Below are 13,830 nucleotides of genomic sequence, written 5' to 3'. Positions count from 1 at the left end.
GGAATCGATGAGCGCCCTTTAGGCGAAGCGGCGCGGATTGGCCATAAGCGAGGTGGCAAATTTGTGACGGCCCCGATAAAGCCGCCCCATGTCCGACACGATCATGTCCATCCTGATGCTCACCGGCGTCCTTTTGACCGGCGGCGCAGCCTATGTTTTTCGCAAGGGCGACCGCCGCCGCGCGCTGCTGATGCTCGTCGCGGCGCTGGTGATGTTCGCGAATGTCGCGATCTGGCTGGTGCCGGTGAAATAGAACCTCGTCGCCCCCGCGAAGGCGGGGGCCGCTGTCGGCCTTGCCCGGCCTCGCTGCATAAACCTCCAGCGGCCCCCGCCTTCGCGGGGGCGACGGGCGTTAATCAGCGGATCGGCGAATCGGGCGCGAGCCGCATATCCAGATAGTTATCGAGCGACTTCATCAACTGGTCGAGCTCATGCTCGAAGAAATGGTTGGCACGCGGGATCTCGTCGTGATGGATCGTGATGCCCTTTTGCGTGCGCAGCTTGTCGACCAGCTTCTGCACCGCGCTCGGCGGCACGATCTCGTCCTGCCCGCCCGCAACGATGATGCCCGACGAGGGGCAGGGCGCGAGGAAGCTGAAGTCGTACATGTTCGCCGGCGGCGCGACCGACAGGAAGCCGCGGATTTCGGGGCGGCGCATGAGCAGCTGCATGCCGATCCACGCGCCGAAGCTGAAGCCCGCGATCCACGTCGTCTGCGCTTCGGGATGGATCGACTGGACCCAGTCGAGCGCCGAAGCGGCATCGCTCAGCTCGCCGATGCCGTTGTCGAACGTGCCCTGGCTGCGGCCGACGCCGCGAAAGTTGAAGCGCAGCACCGCGAAACCGCGCGCGACGAAGCTCTTGTACATCGCCTGCGTAATGCGGTCGTTCATCGTGCCGCCGCCCTGCGGGTGCGGGTGAAGGATCAGCGCGACCGGCGCGCGCGGGCGCGGCGGGGGCGAGAAACGGCCTTCGATGCGGCCTTCGGGGCCGGGGAAAATCACGTCGGGCATGGGAGCACCTCTTATCTTTTATGGCTGGCCGCCGAATCGCCGGGCTGGCAGGGTGGCGGAGCGAAGATGGCGCCTATATAGAAATTGCGTAGCATGTTGCAACTTTTGCGAATCGCTCGCAATAAGGCGCCTTGCCACCCCCCAATTCGTCACCCCGGACTTGATCCGGGGTCCCGCTTTTCGACGCCGCTGAGCGGGACCCCGGATCAAGTCCGGGGTGACGATGATTGTGAGCATGGCTCGACATGCACGGGATTAGGAGGCAGACGCACTTCATGATTTACCTCGATTACCAAGCCACGACCCCGCTCGCTCCCGAGGCGCGCGAGGCGATGTTGCGCTGGCTCGAAGGGCCGGGGGCGGGCGATGGTTTTGCGAACCCGTCGAGCACGCACAAGGCTGGCCGCGCCGCCGCGGCGGCGGTCGAAGTCGCGCGCGATCAGGTCGCGGCGCTGCTGCCGAAGGGCGGCCGCGTCTTCTTTACCTCGGGCGCGACCGAGGCGCTCAACTGGGCGCTGCTGCGCGGAGCCGAAGCGAAGCCGGGCGGCGTCGCCGGGCTCAGCATCGAACATGCGGCGTCGCTGCAATGTCTCGAGCGGCTGAACGCACACATCCTGTCCGTCGATAGCAAAGGACTGGCCCTGCCGCCCGACGACGCGTCGATCCCCGAAAACGGCATTGTCGCCACGATGCTCGTGAACAACGAGGTCGGAACGATCCAGCCGGTCGCCGATTTCGCCGCGGCAGCGCACGCGAAGAACAGCCTGCTGCTCTGCGACGCGGTACAGGGCTATGGCCGCGTCGCGATTCCCGAGGGCGCCGATCTCATCGCTATCTCCGCGCACAAGATCCACGGGCCCAAGGGCATCGGCGCGCTGTGGGTCAGGGACGGCGTCGACCTGCCGCCGCTGATGTTCGGCGGCGCGCAGGAGCAGGGGATGCGCTCGGGCACCGTGTCGCCCGCACTCTGCGCCGGTTTCGGCGCCGCGGCGGCGCTCGCGGCCGAACGGTTCGATGCGGATGCCGAGCATGTCGAACGCCTCTGGTCGCTCGCGCTCGACATGCTCCCCGAATGGACGATCAACGGCGATGCGAACCGTCGTTATCACGGCAATCTCAACGTCCGGCGCGAGGGCGTCAACGGCCTGCGCCTGATGTCCGACGCCCGCGAAATCGCCTTCTCGCTCGGCAGCGCGTGCGGCAGCGGGTCGGGGAAGGTCAGCCATGTGCTGCGCGCGATGGGCGTCAGCGAGGCCGACGCGCGCGCCTCGATCCGCCTTGGCTGGGGCCGCTACACCAGCGAGCAGGACCTGCGCGACGGCCTCAACGCGATCAGGGCCGCCGCGCGATTGCAGGGCGTCAACTGATGCGCGTCACCTTCATCCACGCCGACGGCAAGGCGCGCACCGAGGCCGAGGCCGAGCCGGGTTCGATCCTGCTCGACGTCGCGCAGGCGCATATGATGCCGCTCGAAGGGACGTGCGAGGGCCAGATGGCCTGCTCGACGTGCCACGTCATCGTCGCAAAAGAGGATTTCGACCGCCTGCCGCCCGCAAGCGAGATGGAAGAGGATATGCTCGATCTTGCCGCCGGGGTGCGGCGGACGAGCCGGCTGTCGTGCCAGATCGTGCTGACCGACGATCTCGACGGGCTCACCGTGCATATCCCCGCCGAAAGCCGCAACATGCAGGGGCCACGCTGAACCCCAACCCTCGTCATCCCGGCGAAGGCCGGGATCTCGACCTCGCTTCCTGACGCACCGGCGAGATCCCGGCCTTCGCCGGGATGACGATTGTATCTGATTGGGGCTACGCTTGCATTTCCCTGCGCTCCCCGCCATATGCGCCGCGGGAGTCGGGCGGACGCAGTCTTCGCCAACCCGGTCAGGTCCGGAAGGAAGCAGCCGCAACGAATTCGCTGCGGGTCGTTCCGGCTCCCACCCTCACCATCTCATCGTGTTAATTCGCATCGTCACCCCGGACTTGATCCGGGGTCCCGCTTGTCGACGTCGCTGAGCGGGACCCCGGATCAAGTCCGGGGTGACGAGATATTGGATCGAACCGCCCGTATTCTCCTTCGACAAGCGAGCATGCCGTGCCTAATACGGAACGCATGAGCGATTCCGCCAACGACGAAACCCCGATGCTGGGAATGGACCTGCCCGAGACGGCGCCGCAGCCATCGAGCGGTCCGTACCGCGTCCTTGCCCGCAAATATCGCCCGCAAACCTTTGCCGAGCTGATCGGGCAGGATGCGATGGTGCGCACGCTCGGCAACGCGATCGCGCGCGACCGGCTGGCGCATGCCTTTCTGATGACCGGGGTGCGCGGGGTCGGCAAGACCTCGACCGCGCGCCTGATCGCCAAGGCGCTCAATTGCATCGGCCCCGACGGGCAGGGCGGTCCGACGATCGACCCGTGCGGGGTGTGCGAGCCGTGCCGCGCGATCACCGAGGGGCGCCATATCGACGTGATCGAGATGGACGCCGCGTCGAACACCGGCGTCGACGATGTGCGCGAGATTATCGAGGCGGTGCGCTACGCTGCGGTGTCGGCGCGCTACAAGATCTACATCATCGACGAAGTGCACATGTTGTCGCGTAACGCCTTCAATGCGCTCCTGAAAACGCTCGAGGAGCCGCCGCCGCACGTCAAATTCCTGTTCGCGACGACCGAGGTCAACAAGGTGCCGGTGACGGTGCTGTCGCGCTGCCAGCGTTTCGACCTCCGCCGCATCACCCCCGACATGCTCTTCGCGCATTTCAGTTCGATCCTTCAGAAAGAAGGCGTCGAGGCCGAGGCGCCCGCTATCTGGCTGATCGCCAATGCCGCCGAAGGGTCGGTGCGCGACGGCCTGTCGATCCTCGATCAGGCGATCGCGCATGCCGATCTCGATGGCGGCGGGATGATCGGCGCGGCGCAGGTTCGCGTGATGCTGGGCCTCTCGGACCGCTCGGCGATCGGACAGTTGATGGCGACGATCCTCGAGGGCGATGCCGGCGGCGCGATCGACCTCGCGCGCGGCCAATATGCGCTGGGGATCGAGCCGGTTGCGATGGTGCGCGGGCTTATGGACCTGACCCACGCGATCACGCTCGCCAAAGTGTCGCGCCACGACGACCCCGCGCTGGCCGAAGCCGACCGCGAACGCATCGGCGACTGGGCGCAAAAACTCGGTTTCGCGCCGCTCAACCGGCTGTGGCAGTTGCTGCTCAAGGGGCATGACGAGGTACTCCGCGCGAACAACCCGCTCGAGCATCTCGAAATGCTGCTGCTCCGCGTGATTTACGCCGCATCGATGCCCGACCCGGGTGAACTCGCAAAGCTGCTCGAAAAGGGCGGCGTGCCCGCGACGCCGATGGTCGCGCCGGCGGCGCCCGCGGCGCAGGAAAATACCGGGGCCGAATCCGTCGCCGCGGTCGAAAGCCGCTCAACCGCAAACCTCGATTCCCCCGCGTCGGCATTGACCGTGGCGCAAATCCACCAGCTACTCGAAAGCACAGGAAATCATCGGCTTGCGGTCGATGTTTACGATCATCTACGAATCATCACCCTTGAGCCCGGCAATCTCGTTTTCGCGCCCGTCGGCGCGCTCGGCGCCTCGTTCGCGCGCGATCTGGGCGACGCGCTGCTCGCGCAGACCGGCAGCCGCTGGCAGGTGCGGGAAGGCGAAGGCGAGGGACGGCCAAGCCTTGGCCAAATCCGCGCCGCGACGCTCGCCGACAATGACGCGCGAATCCGCGAGCTGCCGGTGGTGAAGGCCGCCTTGGCCGCTTTTCCCGACGCAAAACTTGAAGAGGCCGGCGACAATCGCCATAAGTCGAACCCATGAAATCGATCGAAGAAATGATGAAGGCGGCGCAGGAAGCGGCCGCCACGGTGCAGGCGCAGATGCAGGAGGCGCAGGCGAAGCTCGACAGTGTCGAGGTCGAAGGCGTTTCGGGCGGCGGTCTGGTACGGATTCGCGCGAGCGCCAAGGGCCGCATCAAGCAAATCTCGATCGACGACAGCCTGATCGTGCCCGCCGATAAACAGATGCTCGAAGATCTGCTCGCCGCCGCGTTCAACGACGCGCGCGAAAAAGCCGATGCGGCGAGCAACGAAGAAATGGGCAAGATGACGAGCGGCCTGCCGCTGCCCCCGGGCTTCAAGCTGCCATTTTGAGCCAACTTTGCCCCGCTGTTCAGCGCAGCGACATTGAATGCGTGCCAACTTACGCCATATTAGCGAAGAACCACCTATAAGAAGGGCGGTGCGCCCGGTCGCGGGGCCCGTCCAGGAGCCGTAATGACGCAATCTTATCCTCTTCTTCCGCTTCGTGACATCGTCGTTTTCCCGCACATGATCGTGCCCTTGTTCGTCGGCCGCGACCGCTCGGTCGCCGCGCTCGAAACCGCGATGGAAAGCGACAAGGAAATCTTCCTCGTCGCGCAGCTCGATCCGGGCGAGGACGACCCGCAGCGCGACGATCTCTACGACGTCGGCGTGATCGCCACCGTGCTCCAGCTGCTGAAGCTGCCCGACGGCACCGTCCGCGTGCTCGTCGAAGGCAAGGAGCGCGCGAAGCTGCTCGCGCTCACCAACGAAGACAAGGCCGTGATGGCGAGCGTCAAGCCGGTCGGCGACACGATCGACGATAGCGTCGATACCGCCGCGCTGATGCGCTCGGTCGTCGATCAGTTCGAAAATTACGCCAAGCTCAACAAGAAGATGCCCGCCGAAACCGCGGTGCAGCTGTCGCAGATCGAGGACGCCTCGCGCCTCGCCGATTCGGTTGCGGGCAACCTCAACATCAAGGTCTCCGACAAGCAGGCTTTGCTCGTCGAAGACGCGCCGTCGAAGCGGCTCGAAATGGTCTTCGCCTTCATGGAAGGCGAGCTCGGCGTGCTGCAGGTCGAAAAGAAGATCCGCGGCCGCGTGAAGCGCCAGATGGAAAAGAGCCAGCGCGAATATTATCTCAACGAACAGTTGAAGGCGATCCAGCGCGAGCTCGGCAACGACAATGGCGAGGGCGGCGACGACCTGGCCGAGCTTCAGCTCAAGATCGACAGCCTCAAAATGTCGAAGGAAGCCAAGGCCAAGGCGCAGGCCGAAATGAAAAAGCTGCGTGCGATGGCGCCGATGTCGGCCGAGGCGACCGTTGTCCGCAACTATCTCGACACGCTGATCGGCCTGCCGTGGGGCAAGAAGTCGAAACTGAAAAAGGACATCGCGAAGGCGCAGGAAGTCCTCGACGACGACCATTATGCGCTCGAAAAGGTCAAGGACCGGATCGTCGAATATCTCGCGGTCCAGGCGCGCACCAACAAGCTGAAGGGGCCGATCCTCTGCCTCGTCGGCCCTCCGGGCGTCGGCAAGACCAGCCTCGGCAAGTCGATCGCCAAGGCGACGGGGCGCGAGTTCATTCGCCAGTCGCTGGGCGGCGTGCGCGACGAAGCCGAAATCCGCGGCCACCGCCGCACCTATATCGGCTCGCTGCCGGGCAAGATCGTGACGAATCTCAAAAAGGCCGGCACGATGAACCCGCTGTTCCTGCTCGACGAGATCGACAAGCTCGGCCAGGATTTCCGCGGCGATCCGGCATCGGCGCTGCTCGAGGTGCTCGACCCCGAGCAGAATGGCAAATTCCAGGACCATTATCTGGAAGTCGACGTCGACCTCAGCGACATCATGTTCGTCACCACCGCGAACTCGCTCAACCTGCCGCAGGCGCTGCTCGACCGCATGGAGATCATCCGGCTCGAAGGTTATACCGAGGACGAGAAGGTCGAGATCGCCAAGCTGCATCTGATCGCGAAGCAGATCGAGGCGCATGGGCTGAAGGCCGGCGAATTCGAGCTGACCGAAGAAGGGCTGCGCGACCTCATCCGCTATTACACCCGCGAGGCCGGCGTCCGCACGCTCGAGCGCGAGATTGCGCGTCTCGCGCGCAAGGCGCTGCGCCGCATTCTCGAAGGCAAGGCCGAAAGCGTCACCGTGACGCCCGACAATCTGTCCGAATTCGCGGGCGTGCGCAAATTCCGCCACGGCATGGGCGATCTGGAAGATCAGGTCGGCGCCGTCACGGGGCTGGCATGGACCGAGGTCGGCGGCGAATTGCTGACGATCGAAGCCGTGACCGCATCGGGCAAGGGGCAGGTCCGCACCACCGGCAAGCTCGGCGAAGTGATGACCGAATCGGTGCAGGCGGCGCTGTCGTTCGTGAAGGCGCGCGCCCCGGCCTATGGCATCAAGCCCAGCCTGTTCGCGCGCAAGGACATCCACATCCACTTGCCCGAAGGCGCGGTGCCGAAGGATGGCCCCTCGGCCGGTGTCGGGATGGTCACCGCGATGATTTCGACGCTGACCGGGATCGCGGTGCGCCGCGATGTCGCGATGACCGGCGAAGTGACGCTGCGCGGCCGTGTTCTCGCAATCGGGGGCCTCAAGGAAAAGCTGCTCGCGGCGCTCCGCGGCGGCATCAAGACCGTGCTGATCCCCGAAGAGAATGAGAAAGACCTCGTTGAAATCCCGGCGAATATCACGACCGGATTGAAGATCATCCCGGTCAGCCACGTCGACGAAGTGCTCGCCGTGGCCCTCGTTTCGCCGGTCGTTCCGATCGAATGGACCGAGGCCGACGAGCTTGCCGCGTCGCCCCCGGTTCACTCCGGCACCGACCCCGAAACGACGATTCGGCACTGAGTCATCGCCGCTTGACGGCAATTCGCCCCAAATTCGTCGCAAAATCGACGTTTTGGGGCGTTTTGCGCCCTTTTTTGCTTTGACAAGGCGGGGCTAAACATCGTTAGTGACGCGCCATGGCTTCGGGCCATGAGAATCATTAAACCAACCATATTGCAGGGGTTCCTTAGGCATGAACAAACAAGACCTGATCGCCGCCGTCGCTGACTCGAGCGGCCTGACCAAGGGTGACGCGAGCAAAGCGGTTGAAGCCGTGTTCGACGCGATCACGGGTTCGCTGAAGAAGGGCGGCGAAGTCCGTCTCGTCGGCTTCGGCACCTTCGCAGTCAGCAAGCGCAAGGCATCGACCGGCCGCAACCCGCGCACCGGCGAAACGATGACCATCGCGGCGTCGAACCAGCCGAAGTTCAAGGCCGGCAAGGCCCTCAAGGACGCCGTCAACTAAGTTGACAGGCGCCTTCTGGTGAAACCATCTCGGGCCGCGGCGCAAGCTGCGGCCCGATTTGTATCTGCCGGTGGGATCCATGCGATTTGTGCGTGAAGATTGAGCAAATGCCCGTTGCAATCACCGTCGCAGCGGCTATGGACGTCCGACTTTCGGACACCGGGCTTCCGGCATGCACCGATCGGGCGCGTAGCTCAGCGGTAGAGCACACCCTTCACACGGGTGGGGTCACAGGTTCAATCCCTGTCGCGCCCACCATGGCCCTCCGGCCATGGCAGGAACCGAAACCGGAGCTGACCCGGCCATTCATCGCCTATTCAATGCTTTCGCGTTAGAGAAACGGCCATGATCCGTACACTGACCCTCTCCCTCATCTCCGCGCTGCTGCTCTCGGCAGGCGCGCCCGCGACCGCCCGCGGCAACCGCGACCAGGACAATCTGCGCGAAGCCGCGGCGCAGGGACAGGTTATCCCGCTCAACAAGCTGATCGCCGACGTCCGTTCGCGCGCGCCCTATAGCGAGATGACCTATCTCGGCGGCCCGCAGTTCGATGCGGGGCGGATGATCTATGCCCTGAAATTCATGGACGGCAGCCAGGTGGTCGTTGTCTATGTCGATGCCCGCACCGGCCGGATCGTGGGACGCAAACCCTGACATTCCCGTGAACCGACCTTTCGTCGCAACGAGATTTTGCGATGATCGTTCGGACTTGATACACAGTCGAAACATGCGGCCGGGTTGCCCGGTGCGCAAAGGAAAGGCGCCTGAATGCGGATCTTGATTGTCGAAGACGAACCCACGCTGGGCCCGCAGCTGAAGGCGACGCTGGAGGGGGCCGGCTATGCCGTCGATCTCGCGACCGATGGCGAGGACGGGCACTTCCTCGGCTCGACCGAAAATTACGACGCCGCGATCCTCGATCTCGGCTTGCCCGAAATCGACGGGCTCACGGTGCTCGACCGCTGGCGCCGCGAAAAGCGCAACTTTCCCGTGCTTGTCCTCACCGCGCGCGACAGCTGGTCCGACAAGGTCGCCGGGCTCGATGCGGGCGCCGACGACTATCTCGCCAAGCCATTCCAGACCGAAGAGCTGATCGCGCGCCTGCGCGCGCTGATCCGCCGCGCCGCGGGCAATGCGTCGAGCGAGCTGACGGCGGGTCCGGTGCGCCTCGACACGCGCTCGGGCCGCGTCACGCTGGCCGGCGAGCCGGTGAAGCTGACGGCGCAGGAATATAAGCTGCTGTCGTACCTGCTCCATCACAAGGGCAAGGTCGTGTCGCGCACCGAACTGATCGAGCATATCTACGATCAGGATTTCGACCGCGATTCGAACACGATCGAGGTGTTCGTGACGCGCATCCGCAAGAAATTGGGTGCCGACATCATCACGACGATCCGCGGCCTTGGCTATCAGCTCGACGATCCGCAGTAAGCCGTGACGGAGGCCGACGTCGCCCCGGCGGTCGTAGAGGACCCGGACGCGGCGGAAAAACCGGCGGCGCTGACCAGTCGCATCACCGGTTCGCTCGCGCGGCGCATGATCGCGATCGCGGCGCTGTGGATTTCGGTGCTGCTGATCGGCGGCGGCTTTGCGCTTGATCGCGTGCTGACCGGTGCGATCACGCGCAACTTCGATTCGAGCCTCGAATATGTGCTGATCGCGATGATCCGCTCGTCGGAGATCGGCCCCGATGGCGAAGTGCGGCTGGTCGAGCCGCTCGGCGACCAGCGCTTTCTGGAACCCTATAGCGGGCTTTATTGGCAGATCAGCGGCGGCAATCAGGAACCCTATCGCTCGCGCTCGCTGTGGGAACGGTCGCTGAAGGCGCCGACGCCGCATGTCGACAACCAGATCCACACCTATGACAGCACCCAGTTTCCCGACGAGGAACTGCGCGTGCTCGAACGCAACGTCATCCTGCCGGGCAGCAAGACCAACTGGCGGTTCCAGATTGCGCAGTCGCGCGAAGCCCTCGACACCCAGAATCGCGCGGTACGCGCGACGCTGATCCCCAGCCTTGCGCTGCTGGGCCTCGGCCTCATCATCCTCGCTGCGCTCCAGACCTTTTACGGCCTGTGGCCGCTGCGCCACATCCGCCGCGCGATCGCGGCGATGCGCGGCGGGCAGAACCGACGCGTCGATGCGCCCTTGCCGCTCGAAGTGCAGCCGATGGTCGACGAACTCAACGCGCTGCTCGCGCATAACGAGAAGCAGGCGGAAGAAGCACGTCTGCACGCGGGCAATCTCGCGCATGCGCTCAAAACGCCGCTGACCGTCCTGGTGAACAGCGCGACGAGCTCGACATCGGAACTCGCCGAGACCGTGCGGCGCGAGGCGGCAACGATGCAGCGGCAGGTCGACCACCACCTCGCCCGCGCGCGCGCGGTCGGGCGTCGCGGCGCGGCGCAGGCGCGCGCGACCGTGTGGGACAGCGTGAACAGCGTGTCGCGGGCGGTCGCGGCGCTCTATCCCGACGCACGGCTCGATGCGGCGGGCGACAAGACCGTCGTCGTGCGGGTCGAGCGGCAGGATCTGGACGAACTCGTCGGCAATTTGCTCGAAAACGCGGCCAAATATGGCGGTGGCAGTGTCTTTGTTACCGTCGGCCGCGAAGGCGGGATGGCGGAAATCCTGATCGAGGATGATGGCGCTGGAATCTCGCCCGCCGACCGCGACCGCGTCATCGACCGCGGCGTCCGCCTCGACAGCGGCAAACCGGGGACGGGGCTGGGACTCGCGATCGTGCGCGACGTTGCCGAAATCTACGGCGGCAGCATCGCACTCGAGGAGAGCGAGGACCTCGGCGGATTGCTCGTGCGGCTGAGGCTGCCGGCGGGTTAAGGCTCCGAAACCGCTTCGGCCGATTGTTCGGTTGCGGCGGGGTCTTCGGGGGGCTCGCCGAAATGGGCAAGCCTGGCCAATGGTGGCTTCCTTGCCATCGCTTTGGCGAACGCGATCAGGGCGCCACGCGAATTAATGCTGCAATAATCGGTCTGCCAGATGTCCATTTGCAGACCCGTGCGCCTGGCGGACAGCGGGCATTCCCTCTGCAAGACGTCGAAGGACTTGATGATCTCCTCGGCGGGCATGCGTGCCAGAAGCAAATAGTCGCTGCCGGGTCGCGTGCCCGATTGAAGAACCCATAATTCGAGCGGTTTGCCGTCGCGTTTCGTATCGCCGATGTGGACGAAGAAGGAGTAGCGGTAGGCGCTGCGGTCCAGATAGTCCCGATCATGGGCGCTTCGTTCGACGATCGCGCAGTGGAAAACGCCATAGTTGGTCAGCCGCATCCATTCGGGTTCGGCGTCAGGGTCGGCTGCTTGTTGGATCGTCCAATCGCCATAGGCGATGCGGCTGAGGCAGCCAAAGTCATCGCCGTCGGTGAAGTTGTACGGTTGAATGTCATCGCCAAAACCCCAGAGCGGGGTGTCGGCGTGCACAAGGTCCGAACGCGGTTCGAGGGCTTCGTCATCGCGTGCGGCGGCGAGACTAGGGCAGACCAGCAGCGCGGCGGCAAGGATAAGCCCAAAGCGATTGACCGTACCGTGGGGGCGCGGCCGTTCGCCAGGACCAATCACGTCGCGGTGACTTCCAGCCCGCGTTGTACACCCGGCCGCGCGAGACCTGCCTCGAGCCAGCGCTGGACATGCGTGAACCGGTCGAAGCCGACGATCTCGCGCGCATCGTAAAATCCGATCAGGTTGCGGACCCAGCCGAGCAATGAAATATCGGCGATGCTGTAATCGGCGCCCATCACCCATTCGCGCGTCGCCAACCTTTCGTCGAGCACACCGAGCAATCGCGCCGATTCGGCCGCGTAGCGGTCGCGCGGGCGCTTGTCCTCATATTCGCGGCCGGCGAATTTGTGGAAGAAGCCGAGCTGGCCGAACATCGGGCCGACGCCGCCCATCTGCCACATCACCCACTGGATCGTCTCATAACGTTCGGCAGGATCGGCCGAAAGAAACTGCCCGCTCTTGTCGGCGAGATAGATCAGGATCGCGCCCGATTCGAACAGCGCGAGCGGCTTTCCGCCCGGGCCTTGCGGATCGTAGATCGCCGGGATCTTGCCATTGGGATTGAGTGCGAGGAAGGCCGGATCATGGCTCTCGTTCGCCATGATGTCGATCCGGTGCGGTTCATAAGGAAGGCCGGTTTCCTCGAGCATGATGCCCGCCTTCACCCCGTTCGGCGTCGGTGCGGAGAAAAGCTGGATCCGGTCGGGGTGCTGCGCCGGCCAGCGCGCGAAGATCGGATGGTCGATGCTCATACGCTTTGCTCGCGCTTGGCTTGCTGATGATGGCGGATCACTTCGTTGATGATGAAGCGCAGGAATTTCTCGGTGAAATCGGGGTCGAGGTCGGCATCGCGGGCCAGCTCACGCAGCCGTTCGATCTGCCGCTCCTCGCGGCCGGGGTCGGCGGGGGGCAGGCCTTCGCGCGCCTTGAGCTCGCCGACCGCCTTGGTCACCTTGAACCGTTCGGCGAGCATATAGACGAGCGCCGCGTCGATATTGTCGATGCTCTGGCGATATCGGCTCAGTTGGTCGTCCATGGGTGCGCGATTCCTCTCTTCTCCGGCACGCTTGGCACCGTGCGGGGCTTCAAAGCAAGCCGAAAGTCGTTGCAAAATCGTGGGCACGGCGCCAAGGCTCGCCGCGTTATGACTGCGGAAATCCATCAGCTCCACGGCGACCGGCCGCCCTCGCTCGACCCGATGATGGCGCTCGTCGCCGCCGACATGAACGAGGTGAATTCGGTCATTCTCGACCGAATGCAGTCCGAAGTGCCGCTGATCCCCGAACTTGCCGGTCATTTGATCGCTGGCGGTGGCAAGCGCATGCGGCCGATGCTGACGCTCGCGTGCGGAAAGCTGCTCGACTATCCGGGGCGCCGCCATTGCAAGCTCGCCGCCGCGGTCGAGTTCATCCACACCGCGACCTTGCTTCACGACGATGTCGTCGACAAATCGGACCTGCGCCGCGGGCGCAAGACCGCGAACCTCATCTGGGGCAACAGCGCCTCGGTGCTCGTCGGCGATTTCCTGTTCAGCCGCGCGTTCGAGGTGATGGTCGAGGACGGCTCGCTGAAGGTGCTCAAGATCCTCAGCCGCGCTTCGGCCGTGATCGCCGAGGGCGAGGTCAACCAGCTCTCGGCGCAGCGCCGGATCGAGACGAGCGAGGACCAGTATCTCGCGATCATCAACGCCAAGACCGCCGAGCTGTTCGCCGCGGCGTGCAAGATCGCCGCGGTCGTCGCCGAGCGTGACGAGGCGACCGAAGCCGCGCTCGACGCCTATGGCCGCAATCTCGGTATCGCGTTCCAGCTCGTCGACGATGCGATCGATTATGTTTCGGATGCCGAGACGATGGGCAAGGGCGTCGGCGACGATTTTCGCGACGGCAAGGTCACCTTGCCCGTCATCCTCGCTTATGCGCGCGGCAGCGCCGAGGAGCGCGAGTTCTGGAAGCTCGCGATCACGGGGCACCGCACGTCGGACGAAGATCTTGGCTACGCGACGAGCCTGCTCCACAAGCACGACACGATCGCCGACACGCTCGCGCGCGCGCGCCATTACGGCCAGCGCGCGGTCGATGCGATCGGGGGTTTCAGCGCCAGCCAGGCGAAGTCGGCGCTGACCGAAGCGGTCGCCTTCGCCGTCGCGCGCGCCTATTGACGCTCCACTTTTG

15 protein-coding genes, 1 tRNA gene and 1 other RNA gene are annotated in these 13,830 nt (G+C 64.8%); 13 read left to right on the top strand and 4 right to left on the bottom strand.

Annotated features, from left to right (window positions below; translation table 11 throughout):
- The first annotated feature begins 88 nt into the window (after nucleotides 1-88).
- Nucleotides 89-253 carry a hypothetical protein gene (locus ATE70_RS25185; RefSeq protein WP_197411445.1) on the top strand — a complete coding sequence of 55 codons (165 nt, stop codon included), beginning with the start codon at nucleotides 89-91 and terminating at the stop codon, nucleotides 251-253.
- Nucleotides 254-356: 103 nt separating this feature from the next.
- Here ATE70_RS25185 and ATE70_RS12045 read toward each other — a convergent pair whose 3' ends face one another.
- Complete coding sequence (locus tag ATE70_RS12045; protein ID WP_037510410.1) at nucleotides 357-1,013, bottom strand: alpha/beta hydrolase; 657 nt, start codon at nucleotides 1,011-1,013, stop codon at nucleotides 357-359.
- A gap of 275 nt (nucleotides 1,014-1,288) precedes the next feature.
- Here ATE70_RS12045 and ATE70_RS12040 point away from each other — a divergent pair, with 275 nt between their 5' ends.
- From ATE70_RS12040 to ATE70_RS11995, 11 genes are all read left to right on the top strand, one after another.
- Nucleotides 1,289-2,380: a cysteine desulfurase family protein gene (locus tag ATE70_RS12040; RefSeq protein ID WP_058538125.1), complete on the top strand. Its 1,092-nt coding sequence runs from the start codon at nucleotides 1,289-1,291 to the stop codon at nucleotides 2,378-2,380.
- Nucleotides 2,377-2,715, top strand: a complete 339-nt coding sequence (locus ATE70_RS12035; RefSeq protein WP_156419684.1) for a 2Fe-2S iron-sulfur cluster-binding protein — start codon at nucleotides 2,377-2,379, stop codon at nucleotides 2,713-2,715. The genes ATE70_RS12040 and ATE70_RS12035 overlap by 4 nt, the downstream gene beginning before the upstream one ends.
- Before the next feature lie 144 nt (nucleotides 2,716-2,859).
- Nucleotides 2,860-2,957: signal recognition particle sRNA small type (gene ffs, locus ATE70_RS24285), an RNA gene on the top strand.
- Nucleotides 2,958-3,125: 168 nt separating this feature from the next.
- Nucleotides 3,126-4,844, top strand: coding sequence for a DNA polymerase III subunit gamma/tau (locus tag ATE70_RS12030; RefSeq protein WP_082639430.1), 1,719 nt, complete (start codon nucleotides 3,126-3,128; stop codon nucleotides 4,842-4,844).
- Nucleotides 4,841-5,176 carry a YbaB/EbfC family nucleoid-associated protein gene (locus ATE70_RS12025; RefSeq protein ID WP_058538123.1) on the top strand — a complete coding sequence of 112 codons (336 nt, stop codon included), beginning with the start codon at nucleotides 4,841-4,843 and terminating at the stop codon, nucleotides 5,174-5,176. The genes ATE70_RS12030 and ATE70_RS12025 overlap by 4 nt, the downstream gene beginning before the upstream one ends.
- 123 nt (nucleotides 5,177-5,299) lie before the next feature.
- On the top strand, nucleotides 5,300-7,696 hold the full coding sequence (gene lon / locus ATE70_RS12020) for an endopeptidase La (protein ID WP_058538122.1): 2,397 nt from the start codon (nucleotides 5,300-5,302) through the stop codon (nucleotides 7,694-7,696).
- 172 nt (nucleotides 7,697-7,868) lie between these two features.
- Nucleotides 7,869-8,141 (top strand): HU family DNA-binding protein, encoded by a 273-nt coding sequence (locus ATE70_RS12015; RefSeq protein ID WP_037510426.1) that lies wholly within the window; start codon nucleotides 7,869-7,871, stop codon nucleotides 8,139-8,141.
- A 183-nt stretch (nucleotides 8,142-8,324) separates the two neighbouring features.
- Nucleotides 8,325-8,399: transfer RNA gene (locus ATE70_RS12010), tRNA-Val, on the top strand.
- Nucleotides 8,400-8,486: 87 nt separating this feature from the next.
- Nucleotides 8,487-8,795, top strand: coding sequence for a hypothetical protein (locus ATE70_RS12005; protein ID WP_058538121.1), 309 nt, complete (start codon nucleotides 8,487-8,489; stop codon nucleotides 8,793-8,795).
- 114 nt (nucleotides 8,796-8,909) lie between these two features.
- On the top strand, nucleotides 8,910-9,572 hold the full coding sequence (locus ATE70_RS12000) for a response regulator transcription factor (protein ID WP_037510428.1): 663 nt from the start codon (nucleotides 8,910-8,912) through the stop codon (nucleotides 9,570-9,572).
- A gap of 105 nt (nucleotides 9,573-9,677) precedes the next feature.
- A complete protein-coding gene (locus tag ATE70_RS11995; protein ID WP_058538237.1) occupies nucleotides 9,678-10,982 on the top strand; it encodes a sensor histidine kinase in 1,305 nt (434 codons plus the stop codon).
- Here the strand turns inward: ATE70_RS11995 and ATE70_RS11990 are convergent.
- Genes ATE70_RS11990 through ATE70_RS11980 form a run of 3 tightly spaced genes read right to left on the bottom strand, consistent with a single transcriptional unit; the run spans nucleotide 10,979 to nucleotide 12,695 of the window.
- Nucleotides 10,979-11,719, bottom strand: a complete 741-nt coding sequence (locus ATE70_RS11990) for a hypothetical protein (RefSeq protein ID WP_058538120.1) — start codon at nucleotides 11,717-11,719, stop codon at nucleotides 10,979-10,981. The two genes, ATE70_RS11995 and ATE70_RS11990, sit on opposite strands and share 4 nt — an antisense overlap.
- Complete coding sequence (locus tag ATE70_RS11985; protein WP_058538119.1) at nucleotides 11,716-12,411, bottom strand: glutathione S-transferase N-terminal domain-containing protein; 696 nt, start codon at nucleotides 12,409-12,411, stop codon at nucleotides 11,716-11,718. The genes ATE70_RS11990 and ATE70_RS11985 overlap by 4 nt, the downstream gene beginning before the upstream one ends.
- Nucleotides 12,408-12,695 carry a chorismate mutase gene (locus tag ATE70_RS11980; RefSeq protein ID WP_058538118.1) on the bottom strand — a complete coding sequence of 96 codons (288 nt, stop codon included), beginning with the start codon at nucleotides 12,693-12,695 and terminating at the stop codon, nucleotides 12,408-12,410. The genes ATE70_RS11985 and ATE70_RS11980 overlap by 4 nt, the downstream gene beginning before the upstream one ends.
- Nucleotides 12,696-12,803: 108 nt before the next feature.
- Here ATE70_RS11980 and ATE70_RS11975 point away from each other — a divergent pair, with 108 nt between their 5' ends.
- Nucleotides 12,804-13,817: a polyprenyl synthetase family protein gene (locus tag ATE70_RS11975; RefSeq protein ID WP_058538117.1), complete on the top strand. Its 1,014-nt coding sequence runs from the start codon at nucleotides 12,804-12,806 to the stop codon at nucleotides 13,815-13,817.
- Nucleotides 13,818-13,830: the final 13 nt, after the last annotated feature.

Origin of the sequence: Sphingopyxis sp. H053 (genome assembly GCF_001468225.1) — a bacterium.
GTDB lineage: Bacteria > Pseudomonadota > Alphaproteobacteria > Sphingomonadales > Sphingomonadaceae > Sphingopyxis.
The sequence above is the reverse complement of the archived record's forward strand: the minus strand, read 5'-3'. Positions and strand labels throughout refer to the sequence as shown.